The sequence below is a fragment of the Cupriavidus sp. Met-2 genome (assembly GCF_049843575.1).
Classification (GTDB): domain Bacteria; phylum Pseudomonadota; class Gammaproteobacteria; order Burkholderiales; family Burkholderiaceae; genus Cupriavidus; species Cupriavidus metallidurans.
Window position 1 is genome coordinate 240608 of sequence record NZ_JBBHZL010000005.1, and the last position, 25728, is coordinate 266335.

Sequence of the window (25728 nt, forward strand, 5' to 3'; positions counted from 1 at the left end):
GAGGCCGAGTGTCATGAGCCCCGGCCTCGGACGCTTCCTCGTAGCGGCTAGAAGCGGTGGCGCACTCCCACGGCCACGCCGATCATGTTGTCCGCTCCGGCACCCAGGTAGTAAGCATTGGCAAAACTGATCGCCGACGTGTCGAAGTTCAACCCCGAGTTCTTCGAATAGGCGGTGGTCAGGTAGACGTCGGTACGCTTGGAGAAGGCGTAGTCGGCGATGAAGGTGACCTGCCACGGGTTCTTCACGTTGAAGCCAGCTACGTTCCTGATGTCGTCGTAGTAGTAGGCCAATGTCAGGCCAAGCGCGGCAGTCGCCTGGTAGTTCGCGCCGATCCAGTAGTAGTTGTCGCGCAGCAGGGTCGCGTCGGTGGTCCCCTTGTTCAATCCCCAGCGGTATCCACCCATCACCTTGACCGGCCCGGTCTCATAGCTGGCCGCTAGCGCGACTTTTCGGAATGCGCCGGTTGCCCCCGTTGTCGCGGACAGCGTGGGGTTGTATTGGTCGTAGACCACCGTGGCCCCGAACGGTCCGCCGGAATAGCTCAACGACGCACCGTATCCGGTATCGCGTCGGAACTGGCCCGCGACCTCGCCGGCACCGGCAACACCGTTGCCAAACGACCAGTAGCCACCTGCGGTGACGCCCCCGAACTTGCCGACATACTTGATGACGTTGTCCGAGCGGTAGTTCAGGCCGAGTTGCATGGCAATCGGCTCGTACTGCACGCCGTAGCGGGTCGGCGAGAAGTCGGCCAGCGCGCTGAAGATCGTGGTGTACTGACGGCCCAGCGTGATGGCACCAACGCTGTCGCTCTGCAAGCCCACATACGCCTGACGGCCAAAGATCCGGCCACCCTGCTGCAACTTGCCGTCGTCGCTGCCAAAGCCGTTTTCCAGCACGAACAGCGCCTTCATCCCGCGGCCGAGATCTTCGGTCCCGCGAATCCCCCAACGCGAGCCAGACAAACCGCCGGGCGTCATGCCTATTTTGCTGTGCGCAGGGCCCGGAAAGCCGGGTTGGGTCGGCGCGATGGAGGAATAGTGGCTGACGTACTCGATGTTTGCATCGACGACGCCATATAGCGTGATCGAACTCTGCGCCAGTACGGGCGCGGATGCAGCACTGAGTACAGCAAATACGGTTCCCTGTTTCATGTTTGATGTCTCCTTGTTGGTCTTGGGTGTTACGGGCACTGCACGAAAAAAAAGGCAAAGCACAGCCAACCCCCAGGGCGGAAATCCCTGGGGACGGCGTGGTGAAAAAAAGGCAAATGCCGGACTGACCGGGGTCGCGCTGCTACCAGCGCGCCGGCATCATGACCTTCGCAATATGGGGGCGTGAAGAAGAACCTGGAGCTGTGCCTTCAGCTCGGACGTTGACGTTGGCATGGCATCCGAAAATGCCTTTCGAGATTCCGGTGCAGGTACGGGTGCCTGCTGACAATGACTACGGTTCGATACCTACTCCGGTTCGATACCTGCTGCCTTGATGGTTTTGGCCCACTTCGCGGTTTCGTTGCGGACAAACGCCGCCAGCTCTTCCGGCGTTGAAGACAGCGGCTGCCCGCCCGTCTTGCCGAAGTGCTCCGCCGCCGCGCTGCTGCCCATGGCCTGCTGGATGAAGCCGCTCATCTGGTCGACGACAGGCGTGGGTGTGCCGGCGGGGAAGAATGCCGCCACCCAAGCCGTCAACTCATAGCCCGGCAATCCGCTCTCATCCATCGTGGGCACGTCCTTGAACAACGGATGCCGCTGTGCGGTAGTCACCGCGATCGCGCGCAGCTTGCCGGCCTGGATCAGCGGCCGCGCCGGCGAGATGTCGGAGATCATGAAGTCGATCTGATGGCCCATCAGGTCGGTCAGCGCCTGGGGCACCCCCTTGTAGGGGACATGCAGCGCTGGCGCTCCGCTCATGATCTTGTACAGCTCGCTGGCGATACGGGTGGAGGAACTGCCGCTCCCGAACGTCAGCTTCCCCTGCCGTTGCCGGGCCAGCGCCGTCAGATCCGCCACGGTGCGCACCGGGCTGTCGGACGGTACCACCAGTACCAGGCCACTCTTGGCGATCAGCGAAACCGGAGCAAAATCCTTGATGGGATCGTAGGGTAGCGTCTTGAACAACGAGGCGTTGGCCGCGTGCGTGGTGTTGGTGGTGATCAGCATGGTGTAGCCGTCGCCCTGCGCGGTGGCAACGGCCTTTGCCGCGATGAATCCGTTCGCGCCGGGGCGGTTCTCGACCACCACGGACTGGCTCGTCTGCATCGTGATGCTTTGGGCCACATAGCGTGCGCTTTCGTCGGTGCCGCTTCCCGCCGGGAACGGCACGACTACGCGTATCGGCTTGTCCGGATACCCCTTGGTCACGGCCGCCGAAGCCATCTCTGGCGCCGTTGCCGATACCGCCAAGGCGGGGAGCAGCCCGAGAAAGCGCCGCCGGTTGATCTGCTGTTCCATTGTGTCTCCTTATATTTTTGTCTCTGGTAATGCGTCGCAGCGTCGCGCGTCAGGTCACGGCGTCATGTGCGCGAATGACGATGAATGCCGAGGGGGCATCACCGGCCGCGATGCGTAGAACATGGTTCTCCGGCACGAAGACCCAATCGCCCGCGATGGCGCGGAACGGTTGATCGCCGATCTGGCCGTCCAGCTTGCCGCAGCGCACGAACAGCACCTGTTCCGCATCCTGCAACGCGTGGGGAGCCACGTAACCGTCGGCTGCAAGCTGCACCATGTAGATATCGAGGAACCGGGCGCCCACCGTCTGATGCGAGATTGCCGGGCTGACCCGCGCGCCCACATAGAAGTCCAAGTCGATCGGCGGCGCATCAGTCCGCACGTCGCGTACGTCGCCGGCACCGTCCTGGAGGCGCGGATCGTCGATGCCGTCCGCTACCACGGCGGCATTCGGGTTCTCGCTGTAGGGTGGCGCGTAGACCACCATGACTTGCACGGGCTCTTCGCTCACGACTTCAAAGCGGTGAAACATGCCGACCGCGTTGAAGCTCCAGTCGCCCGCCCTCAGCGTGCGACGGTGCCCCGGCAGCTCGCCAACGCCCTCGCCGGCCAGCAGGTAACTGGCCTGTTCGAGGTTCGGGTGTGCATGAGGCAATGCGCCATGGCCACGCGTGATGGTGCCAAGCAGCACCTCTACCCGCCGGGCGCCTACCGTTTCCTTGCCGATGATGCGCTGATTCGCGGTACCGGTATGGTTCGCCGGCGTGTAGGTCGCCACGTCCGCCGCACGCAAAACAAATGGGGATGCCATCGTCTGTCTCCTTGTCATATTGCGATGCAGGACTAGCGACGCGCTTCAGGAATCGTCAACTCCGGATAGTGTTCGCTCAGCGTCGCCGGGAGCGCGACATCCAGCACGAAGCGATCGCCGCGATACCAGAAGAAGCCGGCCATCAGGACATTGCCGTCGACATCGAGAATCGACCGGGCCATCTTCGCGACCGGCGCGCCAAAGATGTAGCCGAGATCGCGCACCAGCACATAGTCCGCCGGCTCGACCGTCAGCGTCATGTACGTGGCACCCATCCGGTTGCCCACGACCTGACGCAGCAGCTGGACAAGCTTGTGACGTCTCTCGCCACCGCGCGGAAACCGGGCATATACGGAAGTCGCCACGTACATCTCGATGACGCAGAACGGTGCCCCGTCCTGGATATGGAGCTTGCGCACCATCGCATAGGTGTCGTGTGCCTTGCCGAATCTCGACAGCGCTGTCGGCAGGCTGACGCCGTCCCGCTTCTCGAGAATGCGGATCTCGAGATCGGCGGCGCCAACCGCATCGTCGTTGATGGCGGCACGCAGACGCTCGTCGAATCCGGATGGCGCCTTGATGACATGAGTGCCGCGCCCGCGCTGGCTGCTGATCAGCCCCTCTTCGGCCAGCAACGCGAAGGCCTGCCTCACCGTGACCTTGGCGATCCCGTGGGACTGCGCCATCGCGTCCACCGTCGGTAGCTGGTGGCCAATCGGGTACTCGCCCGAGACGATCTTGTGCCGAATGACGCTGGCGAGCTGCCGATAACGGGTTACGCCATCGGTGCCGTCTTCGCCCAGCACGCTGTTGTCATTGACAGACGTGTTAGCCGTGACCGGGCTCATTGCAGCAGCCCTCCCGGCACGCGCACAGGCATCGTCAACAGAATCTGGGCCATGCCCTTGCCCAGGGGATCGTTGCGCAGAGATGCCATGCCGCCTCCATCCAGTGCTGACTCACACACGAAGTTCATTGCGTCGAAGCCTGGAAGGTCGTAGCGCGTCACTGGCCCTTCCACGAGATGCGCCAGCCAGTCCGCCACGCGGGCCGGCGTGACCTCCGCACGCAACAGCGGCAGGTACTCGGGCCTGCGTGCGATAAGACCGATGTTCGAGATGTCGCCTTTGTCGCCGCTACGCCCGTAGGCGAGGCGGATCAGGGGTACTTCGATCGTGTCGTGAGGTCCCGCCATCGCGGCAACGACGTCGATGTCGGGGGCTGGTGCGGTGACGGTTGCATCCGCGCTGTCGCCCAAAGGAATCGGCACGGCGCTACGCACCCCGTCCATCACAACGGCCGGCGCCAGCGCCGCCTTGTCCAGCAGGAACGCGTACTGCCGGATCGATGGCGATGGGCTGGCGCGCCCGCCTCCGCCAGAACCCGTGGTGCCGGGCGACCAACTCGTTCCCGCAGCGGCGATCTCCCGGGCGAACAGTTCCAGTGGGGCCTTATCCCGGTGCGTGACGGCGATTCGCATGACGACTTCGCGCGTGTGGCGCGTCGCCGCACGCGGCCCGAAGCAGGACTCCGCGCCGAGCACCTCGATGCGGATGCGGATATAGTCGCCCCAGCCGTTCTCCTCGAAGATCCGGCGCGTGCGCGCGAGGATGGCTTCCCCGGTGCGCTCCGCCTTGGCCACCGCATCGACACCAATGATCGAAAGCTGGGCATTGCAGCGAAAGCCTTCGATGTAGGTAGCGCTGACCTTGTAGGCACCGCCCGGCGCGCGTCCACGCGCTCCGCTAACCTCGATCAGGTTCTCGCCGATCTGCCGCAGTTCGACGCACGTGAAATCGCACGTGACGTCAGGCAGCAGGTAAGACGCGGGATCGCCGATCTCGTAGAGGACCTGCTCGCCGACGGTGGCGGTACTCACCAGGCCGCCTGTGGCGGGAGGCTTGCCGACCACGAAACTGCCGTCGTCGCGACATTCCACCACGGGATAGCCCATGTTCGGCCAGTCCGGCACGCTTTCCCAATCGGTATGCAGCCCTCCGGTAGCCTGGCACCCGCACTCGATGATGTGGCCGGCCAGACTGCCCTGCGCCAGCCGGTCATAGTCGTCCGGCTGCCAGCCGAACTCATGCATCAGCACACCCAGGGTGACCGCACTGTCGACACAGCGCCCGGTAATGACGATCTGGGCACCTTGATCCAGTGCCTGGCGAATCGGCAACGCGCCCAGATAGGCATTGGCGCTGACGACCTTCTCCGGCAGGGGGCGCCCCTTCTGCATGTCGCGCACGCCCGCGTCGCGCAATTGCGGCAGCAGCGACATCACGTCGTCGCCTTCTACCACGGCAATGCGCAGCGAGAGACCATGTTCCGCCGCCAGCGCGGCGATGGCCTCGGCGCACCCGTGTGGATTCATCCCACCCGCGTTGCTGATGACACGAATGCCACGCTCTGCGATCTCGCCGATCAGGCTCTTCATCGTCACCGTCACGAAATCCGTGGCATAGCCAAGCTCCGGCTTGCGCAACCGGGCCGAAGCCAGGATCGACATGGTCAGTTCGGCCAGGTAATCGAACACCAGATAATCAATGTTCCCGTGGCGTACCAGTTGCGGCGCGCCCACGCTGCTGTCACCCCAGAAGCCGGATGCGCCGCCGATGCGGATCGTTTTTCCTGTCATGTGTGTGCTCCTATTTGCCGGTCCAGCCGGGCCGGCGTTTCTCACGGAAGGCAAGCTGCCCCTCGCGGGCATCCTCGGTCATGGCCAGCAGGCCGATCTGGCTTTCCGTAAACGCCATCGATTGCGCGAAAGGCATGTCTTCGACGTGCTTGATGGTGTAAAGGCCGCGACGGATGGCCGTCGGCGACTTGTCGAGCAAGCGGCCCAGCAACCAGTCAATCCTGCCATCCAGATCGTCATCGACATAGTTGACCAGCCCTGCCGCGAGCGCGTCGGCGGCCGTGATCGGCTCGCCGCACAGGCACATCTCGTTGAGCAGCCTGCGCGGCACCAGCGACTGCAGCACGCTCAGCACCTGTGCCGGAAACAGGCCAACCTTGACCTCGGGGAGGCCGAAGATCGCATTTCCGCGGGCCACGGCCATGTCGCACATCGCCATCAGCCCCATTCCACCGGCCATGCAGGCGCCGTTGACACGGGCGATCAGCGGAATCGTGGATTGCCGGGCCACACGGAGGAGGTCCGCCAGCCCGAGGTAGGGATCCGAGTAGTCGAAGGCGAAGGACTTGCCACTCTGCAAATCCGCGCCGGCGCAAAAGGCCTGTTCGCCCACACCGGTAATGACGATGGCCCGAATCGCGCCGTCACGATTGGCGCCGACGATGGCTTCGCGAAGTCCCTGCACGACTGCCGGGCTCATGGCGTTGCGTCGTTCGGGTCGATTGATGGTCAGCGTGAGAACAGTTCCCCGGACTTCGCTCCTGAGTTCTTCAGTCATTGTCTGCGTCCTTTTCGATCAATTCCATTCTGGAGGCCTGCATGGAGGCACCCGATGCCATGAGCACGTCAATCGCGGCATCGTCATAACCGGCTTCGCGCAAGACTTCGCGGCTATGCTCGCCCAGGGCCGGCGCGTGGCGGCGCCCCGCCGGAGGCGTTCCGTGCCACTCGCTCGGCACCGCCATCTCGCGGATACGGCCGACCACCGGATGATCCGATTCCGTGAAAAAGCCGATATCGTCCAGATGCGGATCATCGAGCAGCGACGCGAAGGTATGCATCGGAAAGACCGGTATGTCGGCCTCTTTCAGCAAATCGCGCCATTCGTCTGTCGTGCGCCGGATCATCTCGTCGCTGACCATGCCGTAGAGCTCGGTGATATACGCGGTGCGGGTGGTGATGTTCGCGAAGCGCGGGTCCGTGTCATACAGATCAGGCTTGCCAATGACCTTGAGGAAGGTGCGCCAATGATGATCGTGATAGATCAGGCAGCAGACGTAGCCATCCTTGGTCCTGTATGGCCGCCGCTCGGGTGACAGAAGACGCGGATAACCAAAGTCTCCCTTTGCGGGAACGAACGTCTCCCCATACAGATGGTCGCCCATGACATAGGGGACCATGGTCTCGAACATGGGGACATCGACACGTTGCCCCTTACCTGTACGCGCCTGCGAATAGAGCGCCGCGCAGATCACGCCGAAGGCATAGAGGCCCACCGAACGGTCGGCAATGGTGATTGGCAGGTAGCGTGGGATATCGCCGGACCCGAGCGATACAGCCAGCGGCAGGCCGGTGGCCGCCTGGATCAGATCGTCGAATGCGGCTTGTGGCGCGTAGCGTCCGCGCTGCGAGAAGCCGAACATGCCCACATAGACGATGCGAGGATTGATTGCCGCGATCGACTCGTAGTCGAGCCCAAGCCGCTGCATCGCCTGTGGGCGCACGTTGTAGGCCAGGACGTCGGCATCCTTGACCAATCGCAGCAGCGCGTCCTTGCCCGCGTCGGTCTTCAGATCCAGCACGAGGCTGCGCTTGTTGCGGTTGAGACCAAGGAACAGCGGCCCCAGTTTCTCGTCGCCGCAGGGGCCGATGCGGCGCGTGCTGTCGCCCTCTGGCGACTCCACCTTGATCACGTCGGCGCCCAGGTCGGCCAGCATCTGGGTGGCTGACGGCCCCATGAATACGGACGTGATGTCCACCACTTTCACGCCGGCCAATGGGCCGGTTGTCTCCTGTTTCTTCATATTTTTGTCCGCAGTTTGGCTACATCGACCCATTGGCGAAGCCGCCCATGGGCCAGCGTCGACTTTCGTCACACTTGCCGATCATGGCGGCAGTCAATTAGTTCTATGAATAGAACTATAGATGAAACACCATCACGGATCAAAGTCCGCGTTTACCCCAGCAGCAGCTTGAAAGCTCGACGGCTCGGCGGCCCTAGCCTGTTCCGCGCAGCGAAAGCCCCGCACCACGACGGCGCCGCAGGTGCTACGCTGCATCCACTTCCCAACAGGCACGCGACCATGACCACCACGCCCCCGGCTTTCGAGACGCTTCAGTACGCCGTGCAGAACGGCATTGCCACGATTTCGCTTCACCGCCCCGAGAAAATGAACGCGTTCACACACCAGATGTGTGAAGACCTGATCGCGGCATTTGACGCGACGGATGCCGACGACAATGTGCGCGCCGTGGTCGTGACCGGCAGCGGCCGTGCGTTCTGCGCGGGTGCCGACCTGTCCAGCGGTGGCGCCACCTTCGACTACGAGAAGCGTTATGGATCGACCGGCGTGAAACGTGACGGCGGCGGCCGAGTCGTGCTGCGCATTTTCCGCAGCCTCAAGCCGGTCATCGCTGCCGTGAACGGCGCCGCGGTTGGTGTCGGCGTCACCATGCAGTTGCCGATGGACATCCGCATCGCCTCGACCGACGCAAAGTTCGGCCTCGTGTTCGCACGGCGGGGGATCACGCCGGAAGCGGCTTCGTCATGGTTCCTGTCGCGCGTCGTGGGGATTTCGACGGCACTGGAATGGTGTTTTTCGGGTCGCGTGTTCAGCGCGCAGGAAGCGCACGAGCGCGGACTCGTCCGTTCGCTCCATGCGCCCGAGGATCTGCTGCCGGCGGCCTATGCCATTGCCAGGGAGATCGCGGACAACGCCGCCCCGGTTTCGGTCGCCATGGCGCGCCAGATGATCTGGCGCATGGCAGGGGCCGCTCATCCCATGGACGCCCACAAGGTGGATAGCCGCGCGATCCAGTCGCGTGGTCAGTCGGACGATGCGAAGGAAGGTATTGCGAGCTTTCTCGAGAAGCGTCCGGCACAGTTCCCGAACCGCGTATCGAGCCAGATGCCGGACTTCTTTGACTGGCAGGGCGAGCCAGACTTCGAGTAAGCCGCCAATCGCCGGCGATTCGCGAGCCGAGGCGGTTCGCGAATCGTCGTCATAGGATGGCTCGGCTATCGCAGCTTGAGCAGATCCTCGTACAGCGCCCGTGGCACCGTCACGCCCGCCTCATCGCTCCTGGCTCGCGCGGCGTAGCGGCGTTGCGACGGCAAGCGCGCGCCCTGGCTCGTGATTGCCTCGAACAGGCTCTCGGCTTTCTCGAGATACTCGCTGGCCCGATCGCCCAAGAAGACAGTGGGATCGAATGCCAGCAGCAGTTCGCCATGACAAGGCGTGGCCCCCGCGCCCGCATCGAACGCCATGGATTCGGCGCTGGTCATGTCGCCGATCAGCGGGCCGGCCATCAGTTCGATCATCGCGGACAACGCAGACCCCTTGTGCCCGCCGAACGTCAGCATGGCGCCTTTCAGGGCCGCCAGCGGGTCGGTCGTCGGGTTCCCGTCCGCATCGATGGCCCACCCCTCCGGCAGCGCCTTGCCTTGCCGGCGATGAAGCTCGATATCGCCTCTGGCGATCGCGCTGGTCGCAAAGTCGAAGACAAATGGCGTTCTGCCCGGACGCGGCCAGGCGAACGCCAGGGGATTCGTTCCGAATACCGGTTTGGTTCCGCCGGCAGGGGCCACCCACGCGTGGCTGGGCGTCATGGCCATTGCGACCAGTCCTTCGCTCGCCAGCGATTCCACTTCGGGCCAGAGCGCGGAGAAGTGAAAGCAGCGATTGATGGCCATGGCCGCCAAACCGCATTCCCGGGCTTTCCGGATGAAATGCGGCAGGCCGGTCTGAAACGCCAGCAGCGAGTTACCAAAGCGGGCATCGACCCGGACGATCGCTTTCGCCTGATCGACGACTTCCGGCACCGCGTGGCCATCCACCTTCCCGTTGCGAATGGTATGAACGCAGACCAGCAGGCGATACAGGCCATGAGACTGGCACTCGTCGCGCTGGCCCGCGACGATCACGTCCGTGATCGCCTTGCTGTGCGCCTCGGAGTAGCCGTTCGTTTGCAGAACGTTGAGCGAAAGCTCGCGTACCTCCGCGAGCGAGAGCTGGATGGTTTCCGACATTGATCTGCCATGCCTCCTTATCGTTGCCTGTGAGATGTCACGCGCGCTGGAGCAGCCACTCCGGCGCATCCTGAAGCGCCACGGGCCGGAGAAAACGCTGCAAGGCAGCATACCCGACCGATGTGGTCTTCGGATCGGTTGACGCCGGCCAGGGGCCGCCATGTTGCTGCGCGCGCGTCACGGCGACGCCGGTCGGTACACCAGAGAACAGCACGCGGCCCCCAATGTTCTGGGCCATGCGCACGATCTCGCGATTCTCGTGGTTGTCCTGGTCTGCCCCCCAGATCGTGACCGTGAGCGATCCCTTGACGGCGGAGAGTACATCGGGAATCGCATCGACGGATGGCACCATGACCACTACGGCCGCGGGACCGAACATTTCCTCGTGGAGGCTGGCATCCGCGATAAAGGCAGCGCCGGTGGTCTGGAACAGGCGGGGAGCCGGGCCGGCCCCAGCCTCATTCCCTTCCAGTACGACCTCGATATTGGCATTCGCCTTGATACGCGCGGCGGCATCTTCAAAACCATTGCGGATGCCTTCGCTCAGCATCCGATGGGTGGCCTGCCCCGCCAGCGAGTCGCCCAGCGCCGAGACGAACTCGCGGCCGCGCTGGTCATCGACCACCACGATTACGCCGGGGCTGGTACAGAACTGACCGCAGCCTTGCAGCATCGACGCCGCCAGCACCTTGGCCGGCGCAACCGGGTCGTCATGCAGTGCCGCGGGGAGCACCACTACCGGATTGATCGAACCGAGCTCGCCGAAGAAGGGAATCGGGATCTCGCGCTCATTGGCGGCACGCCACAAGGCCACGCCACCCTGATAGGAGCCCGTGAACGCCACGCCCGCGATCAGCGGATGCTTGACCAGATGGATATTGGCGTCGCGCGACATGTCGCACTCGAGCATCGAGAACACGCCATCTTCCACGCCTTGCGCGCGCAGGACCTCTGCGGCAATCTTCGCCACCTCGATTGACAGGCGCGGATGTCCGCCATGCGGCTTCACGATGACCGGACAACCCGCAGCCAACGCCGATGCGGTGTCTCCGCCCAGGACCGAGAACGCGAAAGGGAAGTTGCTGGCTGCAAATACGGCAACCGGACCAATCGGGACCATGACACGGGTCAGACGCGGACGGCCCGACGGAGGCGGGCCGGGAATGGCTTCGTCATCCACCTGGACATAGGGGACGCCCGCCACGACTTCATCCGCGAAGCCCCGCAACTGGAACGATGTGCGGGCGATCTCCCCCGTCAGCCGTGGGATGCCGAGGCCGGTTTCCTCGTCGGCCATCACCGCGAGTTCATTCGCGCGCGCGTCGAGGGCGTCGGCCAGCGCACGCAGCACGCCACTGCGGACCGTGGGACTCGAATGCGCCCATGCCGCGCTGGCCTCGTGGGCGCGCGTGGCGTGCTGGTCGATGATCGCGAAGACTTGGTTCTGTTCGGAAGCGTGCATGAATGGAAACGAGGGAATCTGACGGAAAAGCGGAGAAGCGAGCGGAGCACGAAAGCTCTGCATCGCGGAGAAGGAGTACAGATGGGTAGAACATGCGCCCAAGGCAGCCGACTTCGCCGCCTTGGGATGGTCATGCAGGGTCAGACAGGATCAGGCGTCCACGCCTTTGGACCACTCGCGATACCAGTCGCGGAAGAGTGCGTACTGCTGTTCCGCGTAGTTGCGCTGCGCATCGCTCAGCGCGTCCGTCTCGTTGAAATGCAGCGTGTATTCCTTGTCGCCGTTCAGGACCATCAGGTGCTTGTAGAACAGGACCAGATCAGTGCCTTCGTCGAACGAGGACAGGACATGCAGCGCCGCCTCCAGCTCCCTGGCCAGACGACGCGCCTTGACGTCGCCAGCAGCCGCCTGCTTGCTCAGCTTGACCAGTTGCAGCACTTCACGCGGCAGCGCGTTGCCGATACCGGTGATGGCACCGGTGGCGCCGCAGTTCACAAACCCGTGGAACACTTGCGTGTCGACACCGGCCATCAGGATCACGTTCTCGTCCTGCGAGGTGATGTTCTCCGCGGCATAGCGCATGTCCGCCGCGCCGCCAAACTCCTTGAAGCCAATCAGGTTCGGGAACTGGCGGCGGAGTTCGAAGAACAGGTCCGCCCGGGTGGCGAAGCCATAGTACGGGCTGTTGTAGATCACCGCGGGCAGGCTCGGCGCGGCAGCAAGGATGGCGGAGAAATGCGCCTTCTGCGCGGCCGGGGACGCGCCACGCGACAGCACGCGCGGAATAACCATCAGGCCGTGCGCGCCAACCTTCGCGGCGTGCGCGGCGTGGGAAACGGCTTCCTTCGAATTGACGGCGCCGGTGCCGACGATGGTCGGCACGCCCGCTGCCACGAGGCGGGCCACGCCTTCCTGGCGTTGTTGTTCCGTCAGCAGCGGCCAATCTCCCATCGAGCCGCAGTAGACGACCGCGCTCATGCCGAGTTCGATCAGTTCCTTGCCCTTGGCGACGAGCGCGTCGAAGTCCGGCTTGCGATCCGGAGTGCAAGGGGTCATGAGTGCGGGGATAGTACCCTCAAAAATCTTGGAAGACATCACGCGGTCCTGAGTCAGAAAGTTTCGATAAGAGCGGAATCGGGGCTCCCGGAAACAGCCTCCGGGAGACTGCCTTGTCAGGATGACGATCCCTGCTTCGTGCATATTGTATAAAATCTGTCGCGGAAGGTGCTACGAGATTTCGTCAGGGTTTACCCGTCAGCCCGCACCAGTCTGACTCATCCGCCATCCCCCTCCGACTCCACAGATGCACCTTTTCTGGCTTGCAGAGGCCCTGTCCGGGAGATTGATGACGGCTTTCCAGCCCCAGTGGTTCCCTGCCAAAGGGTAAACCCCTCATTTCCGTATATTGCATGTTGTATAAAATCTCACCACTGACGCCGGTGTGGCGAGGCGGGAATCCACCCGCTGGTCAGCAGAGACAAAAGGACGAGCAAAGATGGCGAATCAACTCAGCGAGGCTGTCCCCGAAGCGAGTGTGGGGCGACAACGCGGCACGACAACAAAAGATCTGCGCCGCGTTGTCGCGGCTGCGATGGTTGGGTCCGTAGCGGAATGGTATGAGTTCTTCCTGTATGGAACGGCATCCGCACTGGTATTTGGGACGCACTTCTTCAAGAAAACAGGGAATCCGGTCGATGGCCTGATCGCGGCCTTCGCGCTCTATGCCGTAGGGTTCGCCGCACGGCCGATCGGCGGGATCGTCTTCGGTTACTACGGCGACAAGTTCGGCCGCAAGTACCTGCTCCAGGTCAGTCTGGTAGCCGTGGGGATCACGACGTTCCTGATGGGCTGCCTTCCCACGTTCGACGTGATCGGGTACTGGGCCCCCGCCCTGCTCGTCACGCTGCGCCTTATCCAGGGCTTTGCCTTCGGTGGCGAATGGGGTGGCGCCGTCCTTCTGGTGAGCGAGCACAGCCCGGACGACCGGCGCGGCTACTGGGCAAGCTGGCCGCAAGCAGGCGTGCCGGCTGGCAACCTCGTCGCCACGCTCATCCTGCTCGCACTCTCGAGCACGCTGCCGGAACAGGACTTCCTGTCCTGGGGCTGGCGAGTCGCCTTCTGGTTCTCCGCCGTGGTGGTGCTGATCGGGTTCTGGATCCGTCGCAAGGTCGATGATGCGCCGATCTTCAAGGAATCCCAGGAACGGCGCGAAAAGGAACATGCGACCCAGCAAGGCGTCCGGTACGTTCTGCGCTATCACTGGAAGGAAGTGCTGATCGGCATTGGCGCGCGCTTCGCGGAGAACATCCTCTACTACATGGTGGTGACGTTCTCCATCACGTACCTGAAGCTCGTGGTCGGCGCGGATACCACGCGCATTCTCAAGCTGATGTTCTTTGCCAATGCCCTGCACTTCATGATCATTCCGTTCATGGGCTACCTGTCGGACATCATCGGTCGCAAACCGGTGTACCTGACCGGCGCGGTCCTGACGGCGGCCTGGGGCTTCATTGGCTTCCCGATGATGGACACCGGGAACGACTGGATCATCATGGCTGCCATCGTGCTGGGCCTGGCAATCGAGTCGATGACCTACTCGCCCTACTCCGCGCTCATGACCGAGATGTTCCCGACGAACGTCCGATACACCGCGCTCTCGCTGTGCTACCAGATCGCACCGCTGATGGCCGGATCGCTGGCTCCGCTGATCGCGCTGTCGCTGCTGGAGAAATACCACTCCTCCACGCCGATCGCCCTCTACCTGGTGGCCGCCGCCGTGATCTCGATCATCAGCGTTGCCGCCGCGAAGGAAACGCGCGGCAAGTCATTGCGTGACGTCGACGCCGAGGCGAAAGCCCGTGTGAATGGCTGATCGAAGTCTCCGAGCAACAAAAAAGCCGCCCTCTCCGGGCGGCTTTTGTTTTCGGGCCTGGCTATTGGCTCGATCCGCTCTGCTTAGCTGGTGCCGCGCCGACGGGAGAGCAGGAAATTCCGCAGTTCCTCGCCGGCATGTTCGATATGCCGCTTCAACAGCGCGGCGGCGCCGCGCCCATCCCCTTTGCGACAGAGATCGACGAGTTGCCGGTGCTCGGCTTCGGCAATCTCCCGGCTGGCCGTGGACAAGGAAAGCTGCAGGCGCGTGTAACGGTCCGTCTGCTGGAGCAGGGACGCGACGATGCTCACTGTCTTCGGCTGATCGGCCTTCGACAGCAGCAACTGATGCAGCATGGTATTCAGGTCGCCCCAGCGATCCTGCGCCTGCGCCTTCAGTTCGCCGCTGAACTCGGCCAGAATCGCGTCGAGTTCCTTGAAATCGTCGACGGAGAGCTTCTTCACGGACTTTCGGATCAGCGTGGGCTCCAGCAACGCCCGCAATTCGAACAACTCGGTGAGCTCTTCAATGGAAAGCTCCGACACGATGGCTCCCTTGTGAGGGAGTATCTTCACCAGCCCTTCGCTTTCGAGCTGCACCAGCGCTTCACGCAGCGGGATGCGGCTGATCCCGAGTTCATTGGCGAGCGCGTCCTGCCGGAGTTGATAGCCATCCACGTACTGGCCGGAGAGGATGCGGCGGCGAATTTCATCGGCGGCGGCCTCTGCTCGCGTCACATGCCGAAGACCAGGTTTATTGGTGACCATTGGAAGTTGACAACGGCGCCACCTGGCGCCGTTTTGCATATTTTCTACATTCTACAGCAGGGCCATCGCGCCTTACGGCCTCCGGCGCTCCCGCAGAAACAGAATCAACTCCTCGCCGGCATGTTCGATATGCCGCTTGAGCAGCGCGCACGCCTCCCTCGATTCGCCCAGCCGGCAAAGGCGGACGAGTTCCTCGTGTTCCGCCTTGGCGCGCTGCACGGCGGCATCGCTGATGGAGAGCTGCACCCGTGTGTAGCGATCGGTCTGCCGCAATAGCGACTGCACCAGGTCCAGGGACCTGGGCCGGTTGGCACGCCCGAGCAGGATGTCGTGCAGCTCGGTGTTGAGTTCGCCCCACCGGTGCGAATGCCCCTCGGCGAGCTCGATGGCGTAGCGCTTCAGGATTTCATCGAGTCGGTCGAAGTCATCCTTTGTGAGGCGGGGAATCGAATGTCGGAGCAGATGGGATTCGAGCAGCGCGCGCAACGAGAACAGCTCTTCGATGTCCTTCGTCGACAGCTCCGCAACAATCGCCCCCTTGTGGGGGACGATCTTCACCAGCCCTTCGTTCTCTAGCTGGACCAGTGCTTCCCGCACCGGGATGCGGCTGATGCCGAATTCTTCCGCGAGAAGATCCTGCTTGAGCTGAAAGCCCTCCACTAGCTCGCCTTCCAGGATTCGCCGCCTGAGTTCTTCCGTTGCCGCTTCGGCGCGTGTCGCCGCGCCTAGCGCAGACGTGGATCTTCCGTTCATATCTGTCTCGTGGATGCCCCTGGGCTAGATGGACGCTTCGGGGTGCGTCTCTGCCATATTGCATTCTACTGCGCTCGCGAGCGGGACCGGCACCTGAGTTGCCGCCGTGCTCACCCCTCCCGCAACTGGCCGGCCACCTCGGCCAGTGTGCTCCGCAGCCAGGCAATCGCGGGGTCCGCGTGGTTGCGCGGGTGCCATGCCGCGCTGAGCGAGAATCCCGGCACATCGAACGGCAGCGCGAAGGCATCCAGCCAATCGGCATAGCGTGCCGCCAGCCGAGCCGGCATCGTGCAGACGTAGTCACTACGGCGCAGCAAATCGGGGACCACCGTGAATGCCTGAACCGATACCGCGACATCACGCGATCGACCCAGCAACTGAAGCTGCTCGTCAACGAAGCCGAAGAAGCTGCCACCACTCGTGGAAACCAGCACGTGGCGCAATTTGCAGTACATATCGAGCGTCAGCCGGCGCGCTCCCCGAGGATGGGATTTCCGCTGCGCCATCACGAAGGTCTCATCGAGAAGTTTGCGCGCCCGCATGGTTGGTGGAACCATGCGCTCGGACCCGATCAGCAGATCGACTTCACCCGATTCGAGCTGGGCGGCGATCTCGGCCTGCCGTCCATGCACGAACGCCACGCGCACCCCGGTCCCCGCGACAATCGATAGCCGCTCCAACAAGGACATGCCAAGCGTCGACGTGGCGTTATCGCTCGCGGCGATCACGAACTGGCGCGTGTCGACGAACGGATCGAACTCGGGCCGCCGATGCACAACGGACTCCAGGTCCTTGAGCGCGACGTGCAGCGGCTCCAGCAATGCCAGGGCCCGCGCGCTTGCGATCATTCCCCGCCCCGTATCGGCCGGGATCAGCAATGGATCGTCGAAGATGCGCCGCAGCCGCGCCAGTTGGGCCGATACGGCGGGCTGCGTCAGCCCGAGCCGCTCCGCCGTATGCGTGACGTTACGTTCATCCAGCAAGGCATCCAAGGTCACCAGAAGATTCAGATCCACGCCCTTGAAATCAACCACACTTATACCTCTTATATCTGTCATCGATTTCAAATATAGGTCGCGAGCCCCTACAGTTCAAGCCAGCCAACCCGCGGACACCCCAATCAAGGAGCCCCGATATGAAAGCCTGGATGCTCGACCAACCCGGCCAGCCGCTTGTCCTGCGTGACATCGACACGCCCCATGCCCGCCCCGGCGCGGTGCTCGTACGCATGGAAGCGGTGCCGCTGCTCAGCTACACGCGCGACTACCTGAACGGCGCGCTGCCTTACGCCTACCCGCCCGGTCCTTTCACCCCCGGTACAAACGGCGTTGGCACGATCATCGAAACCGGAGCGGGTGTCCATCACTTCCGGGCCGGACAACGCGTGGCCGTCAACCCGTACCTGACCAGCACGGAAAGCGTCGATGCACCGGCCGAAATCCTGATTGGCCTGACCGGCATCAGCGCGGACAGCGGCCCCCTGCTTCAGGACTTCCCACACGGAACGCTACGAGAGGTCGCCGAGTTTCCCGCTGCGGCACTTGTCCCCCTCGACGGGCTGGATCGCCTTTCGTCCGACCAGCTGGCCACCCTGTCGAAGTTCGCCATTCCTTTCGGCGGCCTGCGTCGCGGCCGGCTGGTTGCGGGCGAGACCGTCGCGATCAACGGCGCAACGGGCGCGTTCGGATCAGCCGCCGTGCTTGCCGCGCTGGCGATGGGCGCTTCGACCGTACTCGCACTGGGACGCCGCGCTGGCCCGCTCGAATCCCTGGCCCGGATGGGCGACGGCCGGGTGGTGCCGGTAGTGATGACCGGTGATGAGGGGGTCGACAGCGCCGCCATCCGCAGTGCGGCATCCGGCGGCGTCGACCTGGCATTCGACATGGTTGGTCAGGCTACCTCGCCAAACAGTACGCTCGCGGCGCTGCTGAGCCTGAAGCGGCGCGGTCGCATGGTGCTGATGGGCAGCATGACCGTGCCGCTGCCACTGCCCTACGGCGCCATGCTACGCAATGGCTGGGAGCTGATCGGCCACTTCATGTACGCATCCGCCGACTACCGCGCGCTGGTGGCAATGGTTCGCGCCGGCCAGCTTTCACTCGATGCAGTCCACGTGAAGCGCTTCCCGTTCGACGCCATAGAGCAGGCGATCGATGCGGCGGGCACGCTGGCTGGGCTAGAGGCAGCGGTGGTGACGTTCCCACACGACTGAGACGCATCGCGGCGGGGGATTCGCCACGACAAACCTGGCGGAGGATAGCCGGCCGCCCCTCTCACCCGTTCACGCGTCAGGCCACCCGGTACGTCGACTGCACCAATCCCGAGGGGAAGCTGCGGCTCGAGACCAGGGCCAGATCGACGTCGCGCGGCAGCGCCCCGAACAACGGCCGCCCGGCTCCGATCAACACCGGAACCGTGGTGACCACCAGATCGGCGATCAACCCGTCGCGCAGGAACGACTGCACAACCTGCCCGCCATCGACATAGACCCGGCGTACGCCCTCGGCCGCCAGGCGTTCCAGCGTATCCCTCGGCGAAAGGCTCGCGAATCGGACTTTCCCCTCCAACGCCGCCGGCGCCGGCGTGCCCGCCAGTTGCCTGGACAGGACCAGAACAGGCCGGTCATAGGCCCAGTCGCCAAGGGTCAGGACCTTCTCGTAGGTGCCCCGGCCCATCACGATCGCATCCTTGTCGGCGATGAAATCCATATAACCGTGGTCCTCGGCCGGATCGTCGCGCTGGAGCAGCCAGCCGATATCGCCATCGGGTCGGGCGATGAAGCCGTCGAGGCTGGTGGCGATGAAGACGTGTGCGGTGGTCATGGATGGCTCCGGGGCGAACAAGCCGCATATTCTTCACCGGACAGGACACCGACACAAGCCGCACGGGTATATCCCCCTTTTTTCCGTTTGACGCACCGGTGACGCCGGCATACCATTCAGTCACGGTTACGGGACAGACCCAATTCCGCCAATCTCTTGAGGGAGCCTCATGAGCACCAATACAAAGCGCTTCGACGCGCTTGTCTTTATCGGCCGTTTCCAGCCGATGCACCGTGGTCACGTTGATGTACTACGCCGGGCGCTGAGCCAGGCGGACACCGTTTGCATCCTGATCGGATCCACCGACAAGCCTCGCACCATCAAGGACCCGTTCTCGTTCGACGAGCGCCGGCAAATGATCGAGTCCGTACTGGACGAATCAAGCCGCGCGCGCGTCCGGATCGGCGCGGTACAGGATTCGACCTACAACGACAGCGACTGGGTCCGCTGGGTACAGGATGCCGTGGCAGGACTGCTCGGCGATACCGCCGGCCGCCGGATCGGCATCATCGGTCACGAAAAGGATGGTTCTTCGTACTACCTTCGCATGTTCCCGCAATGGGAACTGGTCGAAGCCGACAGTACCGAAGACATCTCCGCCACCGAAATCCGCGAGCAGTTCCTGGCCGAACGCAGCAACAGCTTCGTCTCGTGGGCCGTGCCCGCGCCGGTATTCCAGTGGATGGAGCTGTTTCGCGACCGGCCCGAGTTCGCCCAGCTGAAGGCCGAGGCGGAGTTCATCGCCGGGTACAGGAAAGCCTGGTCGGCCGCGCCGTATCCGGTAACGTTCGTCACCGTCGACGCGGTAGTGGTCCATTCCGGCCACCTGTTGCTGGTGCGCCGGCGCAGCGAGCCGGGACGCGGCCTCTGGGCGCTGCCGGGTGGCTTCGTCAACCAGGACGAACGGCTCGAGACGGCCTGTCTTCGCGAACTGCGCGAGGAAACCGGACTCAAGTTGCCCGAGCCGGTGCTGCGTGGGTCGCTGAAGGACCGGCAGGTGTTCGACCACCCGCAGCGATCGCTGCGCGGCCGCACCATCACCCACGCGTTCCTGTTCAGCTTCCCGGTTGGCGAGCTGCCGCGCGTCAAGGGTGGCGATGACGCCGACAAGGCGCGCTGGGTGCCGCTCAACGATTTCGCCCGCATGAGAAGCGTCATGTTCGAAGACCATTTCGACATCGCCTACCACTTTCTCGGCAAGCTGTAACGCACCCTTCCAGCACGCTTCAGTACCAGCTTTATCCGCCGGGACAGACCTGGCGGCCATCCAACGGCATAGAGGAGCTCTAGCCATGCAAAACGACCTGCGTCGCCTGTCGTCGATCCTTTCCAATCCGATCCTGAACACGGATTCGTACAAGGCCTCTCACTACCTTCAATATCCCCAGGGCACCACGGCGATGTTCTCGTACATCGAATCGCGCGGTGGCCGCTACGATCGCACGCTGTTCTTCGGGCTGCAGATGCTGATCAAGGAATACCTGTGCCAGCCGATCACCGCGGCAATGATCGACGAAGCCCGGGACTTCTTCAGCGCCCACGGGGAACCGTTCAACGAGTCGGGCTGGCGATATATCGTTTCGCGCTATGACGGCTACCTACCCGTGCGCATCCGCGCGGTGCAGGAAGGCGCCGTGATCCCAACGCAGAACGTGCTCGTCACAGTCGAATGCGATGATCCCGAGGTGTTCTGGCTCGCTTCCTACATCGAAACCTTGTTGCTGCGCGTCTGGTATCCAGTGACGGTTGCCACGCAAAGCTGGCACCTGCGGCAACTCGTGCGTCGCTACCTGGAGCGCACCAGCGACGACCTCGGACAACTGCCGTTCAAGGTGCACGACTTCGGCGCGCGCGGCGTGTCGAGCGCCGAGTCGGCTGCTATCGGCGGTGCGGCGCACCTCGTGAGCTTCCTGGGCTCGGACACCGTACTCGGTGTGCTCGCCGCCAACACTTACTACAACAAGCCGATGGCGGCTTTCTCGGTGCCAGCTGCCGAACACAGCACCATCACTGCCTGGGGCCGGGCTGGCGAAATCGATGCGTACCGCAATATGCTTCGGCAATTCGGCCGGCCGGGCGCCATCGTGTCGGTGGTGTCGGACTCATATGACCTGTTCGCCGCCCTGCGGATGTGGGGCACCGAACTGCGGCAGGCCGTGATCGATTCCGGCGCAACACTGGTCATCCGCCCCGACTCCGGCGATCCCCGGACGATCGTGCTGCAGACCATCGGCGCTCTCGACGAAGCGTTCGGCTCGGTGATCAACGGCAAAGGCTACCGCGTGCTCAACCATGTGCGGGTGATCCAGGGCGATGGCGTGAATGCCGAGTCCATCGAAGTCATCCTCGCCGCACTCGAATCGGCAGGCTACGCGGCGGACAACATCGTGTTCGGCATCGGCGGCGCGTTGCTTCAGCAACTGAACCGCGACACGCAGCGATTCGCCATGAAGTGCTCGGCTGTCAAGGTGGAGGATGCCTGGCGCGATGTCAGAAAGGACCCTGTCACCGATGCAGGCAAGCGATCCAAGCAAGGCCGTCTGACACTGCTGCGCAATCGCGGGACCGGCGACTATCAAACCGTCACGCTCCCGCTCGCCTGGGATGCGCGCCGCATCGAGGGAGAATGGGAAGACGCGCTCGAAACGGTATTCGACGGTGGAAAGCTGCTGGTCGACGTCTCGCTGGATGAGGTGCGCGCCCGCGCGGAGGCATACGAAGACTGAGGTGGGTCGATGTCTGCCCTGGGGCCGGCAGCAGTGCTTCCGGCTCCCTCCCATTGCTTCCCAGACCTGATTGATGCAGCATGGCGAGACAAATGCGTCTTGCTGCACGCCCGCGCCATCGGCATTCGCCGGTGGCGGCAAAAGCGGGTGACCAATTCCGGAGTCCCTCTCTTGCGGTACGAACTCACCGATCTCCGCCTTTTCCAGGCCATTGCGGAGGCCCACAGCCTGGCTGGCGGCGCTAGCGCCGCGCATATCACGGCCTCGGCGGCCAGTTACCGTCTGAAGAACCTGGAGCATGCGCTGGGCACACCGCTCTTCGTTCGCAACGCACGTGGCATGGATCTGACGCCTGCGGGCGAGATGATGCTGGCGCATGTGCGCGAGCTGCTGCAAGGCATCGAACGGATGCACGGAGAGGTTGGCCGATTCGCCAGCGGGCTCAAGGGACACATCCGCCTGCTGGCAAACAGCAGCTCGCTGAACGGATTCATCATCCCGAGCGTGAGCCGGTTCCTGGCCGCGCACCCGGCGGTCAACATCGACCTGGAAGAGCGGGCCAGCCAGGCGATCACGGCGGCAGTGGCCGCGCATGAGGCGGATATCGGCATATTTGCCAGCGATATGACCATGGCCGCCGACACCGCCGGCGTTCATGCGGTGCGGTACGCGGTCGATGAACTGGTGCTGGCGGTGGCCCCCGATCATCCGTTGGCACGGCAGGGGCGCATCCGGTTTGGCGCCGCACTCGGGTTCGACTTCGTCTGCATGAGCCGCACTAGCAGCAACTTCCTGTTTCTGCGCGATACCGCGCAACGCGCCGGCAAGCAACCGAATGTCCGCCTGCACGCACACAGCTTCGAGGCGGTACTGGCGCTGGCGGCTGCCGGCGTCGGCGTGGCGCTGGTGCCGCGTAGCGTGGCGGCGGCGTCGATGCTCGAGGGGCGCGTGGTCGGGGTGGCGCTCGACGAGCCCTGGGCGGTACGGGAGCTGACGCTCGTCACGCGCGCCGACGGAAAGCTGCCCGGCTTTGCCGCGGCGTTCGTGCAGTTCCTGCTCAACGACCCGCGCGTGGCCATCACACGCGAGACAGGCGCGGCCCCTGACGCCGCGTCCTGATTCCTGTTACCGCTTGCGGTTCAGGAAGGAGGCCATGTGATGCTGCGGCTCGCCCGTATCGAAGGCGCTGCCGAACTCCGCCACACTGTTGTCGATCGACACGTCGAGCGGCGCTTCTTCCCACTCGCGCAGCAGACGCTTCTGCTGACGCACCACCTGCGGGCCGAAGCTCGCCAGCAGTGATGCCACACGACTAACCTCGACGTCGAGATCGGCCAGCGGCACCACGCGGCTCACTATCCCCGCAGCCAGCGACTCTGCCGCGTCGGCGATCTCGCCCGTCAGCAACAACCACGCGGCGCGCGCGTTGCCAATCAGGCGCGGCATCAGCGCCGCGTGAATCACCGACGGAATGCCTACCTTGACCTCCGGCATACCCAGCTGGGCGTTGTCGGCGGCGATGCGGATATCGCACGCCAGCGCCAGTTCCAAGCCGCCGCCGAGGCACCAGCCCGGCATTCGCGCAATCACGGGTACCGGGAAGTGACGCAGCGCATTGCACAAGTCGCGCAATGCGCTGATGAACACTTCCGCGCGCTCGCGGGTCAGCGCGGCCATCTCGTTGATATCGGCGCCCCCGATAAAGCCCTTGTCCCCCGTGCCGCGAACCACCAGCACGCGCACGTCGTCGCGTTCGGCCAGGGCGCGCACGGCCTGGGTCAGATCCGCAATGACCGGCGTGCCGAGGATATTCAGCGATTTCGCCTCGCGGATGGTGACGGTGGCTACGCCGTGCTCGTCGATTTCTACGGCGGCGTGGTGATTGGAAAGCGATGCGCTCATCGTGTTCTGCTCCTTACTGCAGCTTTGCGAAATGGATATCCTCGACTACCTTCTTCCAGTGCTGATTCTGCTCCCGGATCAGATCGGCGAAGGCCTTGCGCGTGGTATAGGCAGGCAGCGCGCCCTGCTTCTCGATGGCGTCGACCACCTCCGGCTCGGCCAGCACCTGCTTGACGGCCGCATTAATCTTGTCGAGGATCGCCGGCGGCGTGCCAGCCGGCGCGCCGAGGCCAAACCACGACGGATTGTTCATCGCGGGCAGCCCGGCTTCCGCGTAGGTCGGCACATTGGGCAGCATCTTGAGTCGATGCTTGGCCGCCACGGCCAGGGGCCGCAGCTTGCCGCCCTGGATCAGGCCGGACGACGACGGGATATTGTCGAACACAACCTGGATCTGTCCAGCCATCGCATCGTTCAGCGCCGGCCCCAGGCCCTTGTACGGCACGTGCAACATCTTCGTGCCCGTGACGCTCATGAACAGTTCGCCATTCATATGACTCAGGCCACCGTTGCCCGACGACCCAAATGAATACTTGCCCGGCGACGCCTTCAGCAGCTTGATGAAGGCCGACATGTCCTGAGCGGGGAATGACGGATTGACCACCAGCACGTTGGGCACGTCCGCCAGATTGCTGATCGGATCGAAATCCCTGACCGGATCGTACGCCGTCTTCTGATAGACGTTCGGGTTAACCGCGTGGGAGCTTTCCACTTCCATCACGAGCGTATAACCATCGGCCGGCTGCTTGGCCGCGTAGGCACTGCCTACCGCGCCACCGGCGCCGGGACGGTTCTCGACCACAACAGCCTGCTTCAGCACCGCGCCAATCCGCGTGCCGACCACGCGCGCGATGATGTCGGTAGTACCACCGGCCGCGTAGGGCACCACAAGCTTGATCGGCTTGTCCGGCCAGTCGGCGGCGTGGGCAACGCATGCCGGGCCCACACAGGCCAGCGCGGCCAGTGCCAGGAAGGTTGGCTTCATATTCATCATGTGTCTCCGTACGGATTGTCGAAATTCGAGTCGGGCCGCCCGCATCTATTGCGCGGCAGCGATGGCGGCCACCGCTGTGGCACCGGTGTGTTCGCCGAGCAGCGGCGGCGGCTTGAGCGGCTGAGGATTGGCCGGCAGCATCGGATTGCGCACCATTGGCACCTCGCCCATCACCGGATGCGTGGCCACCTGACGCAATTGCCGATGCTGGACCTGCGGATGCGCGAAGACCTCTTCCATCGTATGAATCGGGCCCCAGGGCACACCGGCGGCGTCGAACGCCGACGTCCAGTCGGCACGCGAGCGCGTCGGGAACAACGCCGTCAGTACCTTGCGCAGTTCGGTGAGATGTTCGATGCGGCCTGAGTTCGTGACGTATCGCGGGTCTTGCGCGAGATCCGGACGCCCCGCCACATCACAGAAGCGTGCGAACTGCGTGTCGTTGCCGATCGCCAGAATCAGATAACCATCGGCGCATCGGAAGACCTCATACGGCGCGCAGTTTGGATGCGCGTTGCCCGTGCGTTGCGGGTTCTTTCCCGATACCAGGTAGTTGGCGCCCTGATTCGCATTCAGTGCCACGGCCACGTCGAGCAGTGCGATATCGAGATGCTGGCCTTCACCGGTCTGCTGACGCTGGAACAGCGCCGCCAGCACGGCACTCGTCGCATACATGCCCGTGCTGACATCGACCACTGCAACGCCCGTGCGCAACGGCCCAGCGCCGGGGCTACCATCCGGCTGGCCGGTGTAGCTCATCAGTCCGCCCATACCCTGGAACACGTAGTCATAGCCGGGCTTGTCGGCCATCGGGCCGTCCTGACCGAACCCCGTGATCGACAGATAGATCAGACGCGGATTGATCGCCTTGAGCGACGCATAGTCGAGCCCGTAGCGTTTGAGCGTCCCCACCTTGTAGTTCTCCACCAGCACGTCGGCGTGTCGGGCCAGCTCCAGCAATTGCGCAACACCTTCAGGCTGGCCGTAGTCGATGCATACCGACTGCTTGCCGCGATTGCAGCTGATGAAGTACGCGGAAAGGCGCGCGTCGCTGCCATCCGCGGCATCCAGATACGGGGGGCCCCAACCGCGCGTGTCATCGCCACGCTGCGGATGTTCGACCTTGACAACTTCGGCGCCCAGATCGGCGAGGTTCTGCGTACACCACGGCCCAGCCAGGATGCGCGACAGGTCCAGCACGCGAATGCCTTCCAATGCGCGATGCAACATTGTGACTCCAGATTTTCGTGTTCAGATTCAGGGGGGGTGCGGCGTG

Annotated in this window: 23 protein-coding genes; 6 read left to right on the forward strand and 17 right to left on the reverse strand. The window is 63.7% G+C overall.

The window, feature by feature from the left end; all coding sequences use genetic code 11:
- Nucleotides 1–47 precede the first annotated feature (47 nt).
- The 7 genes from WD006_RS13675 to WD006_RS13705 form a co-directional block, all read right to left on the reverse strand.
- On the reverse strand, nucleotides 48–1157 hold the full coding sequence (locus WD006_RS13675; protein WP_008642545.1) for a porin: 1110 nt from the start codon (nucleotides 1155–1157) through the stop codon (nucleotides 48–50).
- Nucleotides 1158–1463: 306 nt separating this feature from the next.
- On the reverse strand, nucleotides 1464–2456 hold the full coding sequence (locus WD006_RS13680) for a Bug family tripartite tricarboxylate transporter substrate binding protein (protein ID WP_029306543.1): 993 nt from the start codon (nucleotides 2454–2456) through the stop codon (nucleotides 1464–1466).
- Between the two features lie 49 nt (nucleotides 2457–2505).
- Nucleotides 2506–3267, reverse strand: coding sequence for a cupin domain-containing protein (locus WD006_RS13685; RefSeq protein WP_029306544.1), 762 nt, complete (start codon nucleotides 3265–3267; stop codon nucleotides 2506–2508).
- 32 nt (nucleotides 3268–3299) lie between these two features.
- Complete coding sequence (locus WD006_RS13690) at nucleotides 3300–4115, reverse strand: GntR family transcriptional regulator (protein ID WP_029306545.1); 816 nt, start codon at nucleotides 4113–4115, stop codon at nucleotides 3300–3302.
- Nucleotides 4112–5905, reverse strand: coding sequence for an acyclic terpene utilization AtuA family protein (locus tag WD006_RS13695; protein WP_029306546.1), 1794 nt, complete (start codon nucleotides 5903–5905; stop codon nucleotides 4112–4114). The genes WD006_RS13690 and WD006_RS13695 overlap by 4 nt, the downstream gene beginning before the upstream one ends.
- Before the next feature lie 10 nt (nucleotides 5906–5915).
- Entirely contained in the window at nucleotides 5916–6683 is a 768-nt protein-coding gene (locus WD006_RS13700; RefSeq protein ID WP_029306547.1) for an enoyl-CoA hydratase/isomerase family protein, read from the reverse strand.
- On the reverse strand, nucleotides 6676–7929 hold the full coding sequence (locus tag WD006_RS13705) for a CaiB/BaiF CoA transferase family protein (RefSeq protein WP_029306548.1): 1254 nt from the start codon (nucleotides 7927–7929) through the stop codon (nucleotides 6676–6678). Before WD006_RS13705 ends, WD006_RS13700 begins: the two co-directional genes overlap by 8 nt.
- 279 nt (nucleotides 7930–8208) lie before the next feature.
- Here WD006_RS13705 and WD006_RS13710 point away from each other — a divergent pair, with 279 nt between their 5' ends.
- A complete protein-coding gene (locus tag WD006_RS13710) occupies nucleotides 8209–9078 on the forward strand; it encodes a crotonase/enoyl-CoA hydratase family protein (RefSeq protein ID WP_024570961.1) in 870 nt (289 codons plus the stop codon).
- Between the two features lie 65 nt (nucleotides 9079–9143).
- Here the strand turns inward: WD006_RS13710 and WD006_RS13715 are convergent, their stop codons facing one another.
- From WD006_RS13715 to WD006_RS13725, 3 genes are all read right to left on the reverse strand, one after another.
- Nucleotides 9144–10154, reverse strand: coding sequence for an Ldh family oxidoreductase (locus tag WD006_RS13715; protein WP_017513742.1), 1011 nt, complete (start codon nucleotides 10152–10154; stop codon nucleotides 9144–9146).
- A 37-nt stretch (nucleotides 10155–10191) separates the two neighbouring features.
- Nucleotides 10192–11616: an aldehyde dehydrogenase (NADP(+)) gene (locus WD006_RS13720; RefSeq protein WP_035831983.1), complete on the reverse strand. Its 1425-nt coding sequence runs from the start codon at nucleotides 11614–11616 to the stop codon at nucleotides 10192–10194.
- 150 nt (nucleotides 11617–11766) lie between these two features.
- Nucleotides 11767–12711: a dihydrodipicolinate synthase family protein gene (locus WD006_RS13725; protein ID WP_017513740.1), complete on the reverse strand. Its 945-nt coding sequence runs from the start codon at nucleotides 12709–12711 to the stop codon at nucleotides 11767–11769.
- 400 nt (nucleotides 12712–13111) lie between these two features.
- Between WD006_RS13725 and abaF the strand changes: the two genes are divergently transcribed.
- Nucleotides 13112–14488, forward strand: a complete 1377-nt coding sequence (gene abaF, locus WD006_RS13730) for a fosfomycin efflux MFS transporter AbaF (protein ID WP_029306550.1) — start codon at nucleotides 13112–13114, stop codon at nucleotides 14486–14488.
- 83 nt (nucleotides 14489–14571) lie between these two features.
- On the opposite strand, the gene WD006_RS13735 is transcribed toward abaF, so the two are convergent.
- From WD006_RS13735 to WD006_RS13745, 3 genes are all read right to left on the reverse strand, one after another.
- Entirely contained in the window at nucleotides 14572–15255 is a 684-nt protein-coding gene (locus WD006_RS13735) for a GntR family transcriptional regulator (protein WP_017512097.1), read from the reverse strand.
- Nucleotides 15256–15327: 72 nt separating this feature from the next.
- Nucleotides 15328–16008 (reverse strand): GntR family transcriptional regulator, encoded by a 681-nt coding sequence (locus WD006_RS13740; RefSeq protein ID WP_011519505.1) that lies wholly within the window; start codon nucleotides 16006–16008, stop codon nucleotides 15328–15330.
- A gap of 110 nt (nucleotides 16009–16118) precedes the next feature.
- A complete protein-coding gene (locus WD006_RS13745; protein ID WP_011519506.1) occupies nucleotides 16119–17066 on the reverse strand; it encodes a LysR family transcriptional regulator in 948 nt (315 codons plus the stop codon).
- A gap of 77 nt (nucleotides 17067–17143) precedes the next feature.
- On the opposite strand from WD006_RS13745, the gene WD006_RS13750 reads away from it, so the two are divergent.
- Nucleotides 17144–18220, forward strand: coding sequence for a zinc-binding dehydrogenase (locus tag WD006_RS13750; RefSeq protein WP_029306551.1), 1077 nt, complete (start codon nucleotides 17144–17146; stop codon nucleotides 18218–18220).
- Nucleotides 18221–18296: 76 nt separating this feature from the next.
- Here WD006_RS13750 and WD006_RS13755 read toward each other — a convergent pair whose 3' ends face one another.
- Nucleotides 18297–18830 (reverse strand): dihydrofolate reductase family protein, encoded by a 534-nt coding sequence (locus WD006_RS13755; protein WP_029306552.1) that lies wholly within the window; start codon nucleotides 18828–18830, stop codon nucleotides 18297–18299.
- 169 nt (nucleotides 18831–18999) lie between these two features.
- Here WD006_RS13755 and WD006_RS13760 point away from each other — a divergent pair, with 169 nt between their 5' ends.
- The 3 genes from WD006_RS13760 to WD006_RS13770 all read left to right on the forward strand — a co-directional run bounded on the left by WD006_RS13760 (nucleotide 19000) and on the right by WD006_RS13770 (nucleotide 22675).
- Nucleotides 19000–20037 carry a bifunctional nicotinamide-nucleotide adenylyltransferase/Nudix hydroxylase gene (locus WD006_RS13760; RefSeq protein WP_011519510.1) on the forward strand — a complete coding sequence of 346 codons (1038 nt, stop codon included), beginning with the start codon at nucleotides 19000–19002 and terminating at the stop codon, nucleotides 20035–20037.
- A gap of 85 nt (nucleotides 20038–20122) precedes the next feature.
- Complete coding sequence (locus WD006_RS13765) at nucleotides 20123–21556, forward strand: nicotinate phosphoribosyltransferase (protein ID WP_029306553.1); 1434 nt, start codon at nucleotides 20123–20125, stop codon at nucleotides 21554–21556.
- A 171-nt stretch (nucleotides 21557–21727) separates the two neighbouring features.
- Nucleotides 21728–22675 (forward strand): LysR family transcriptional regulator, encoded by a 948-nt coding sequence (locus WD006_RS13770; protein WP_011519512.1) that lies wholly within the window; start codon nucleotides 21728–21730, stop codon nucleotides 22673–22675.
- Between the two features lie 6 nt (nucleotides 22676–22681).
- Here the strand turns inward: WD006_RS13770 and WD006_RS13775 are convergent, their stop codons facing one another.
- The 3 genes from WD006_RS13775 to WD006_RS13785 are packed head-to-tail and all read right to left on the reverse strand — an operon-like array spanning nucleotide 22682 to nucleotide 25682.
- Nucleotides 22682–23458: an enoyl-CoA hydratase gene (locus tag WD006_RS13775; RefSeq protein ID WP_029306554.1), complete on the reverse strand. Its 777-nt coding sequence runs from the start codon at nucleotides 23456–23458 to the stop codon at nucleotides 22682–22684.
- A 13-nt stretch (nucleotides 23459–23471) separates the two neighbouring features.
- Complete coding sequence (locus WD006_RS13780; protein WP_029306555.1) at nucleotides 23472–24443, reverse strand: Bug family tripartite tricarboxylate transporter substrate binding protein; 972 nt, start codon at nucleotides 24441–24443, stop codon at nucleotides 23472–23474.
- Nucleotides 24444–24497: 54 nt separating this feature from the next.
- On the reverse strand, nucleotides 24498–25682 hold the full coding sequence (locus WD006_RS13785) for a CaiB/BaiF CoA transferase family protein (protein WP_029306556.1): 1185 nt from the start codon (nucleotides 25680–25682) through the stop codon (nucleotides 24498–24500).
- Between the last annotated feature and the right edge of the window lie 46 nt (nucleotides 25683–25728).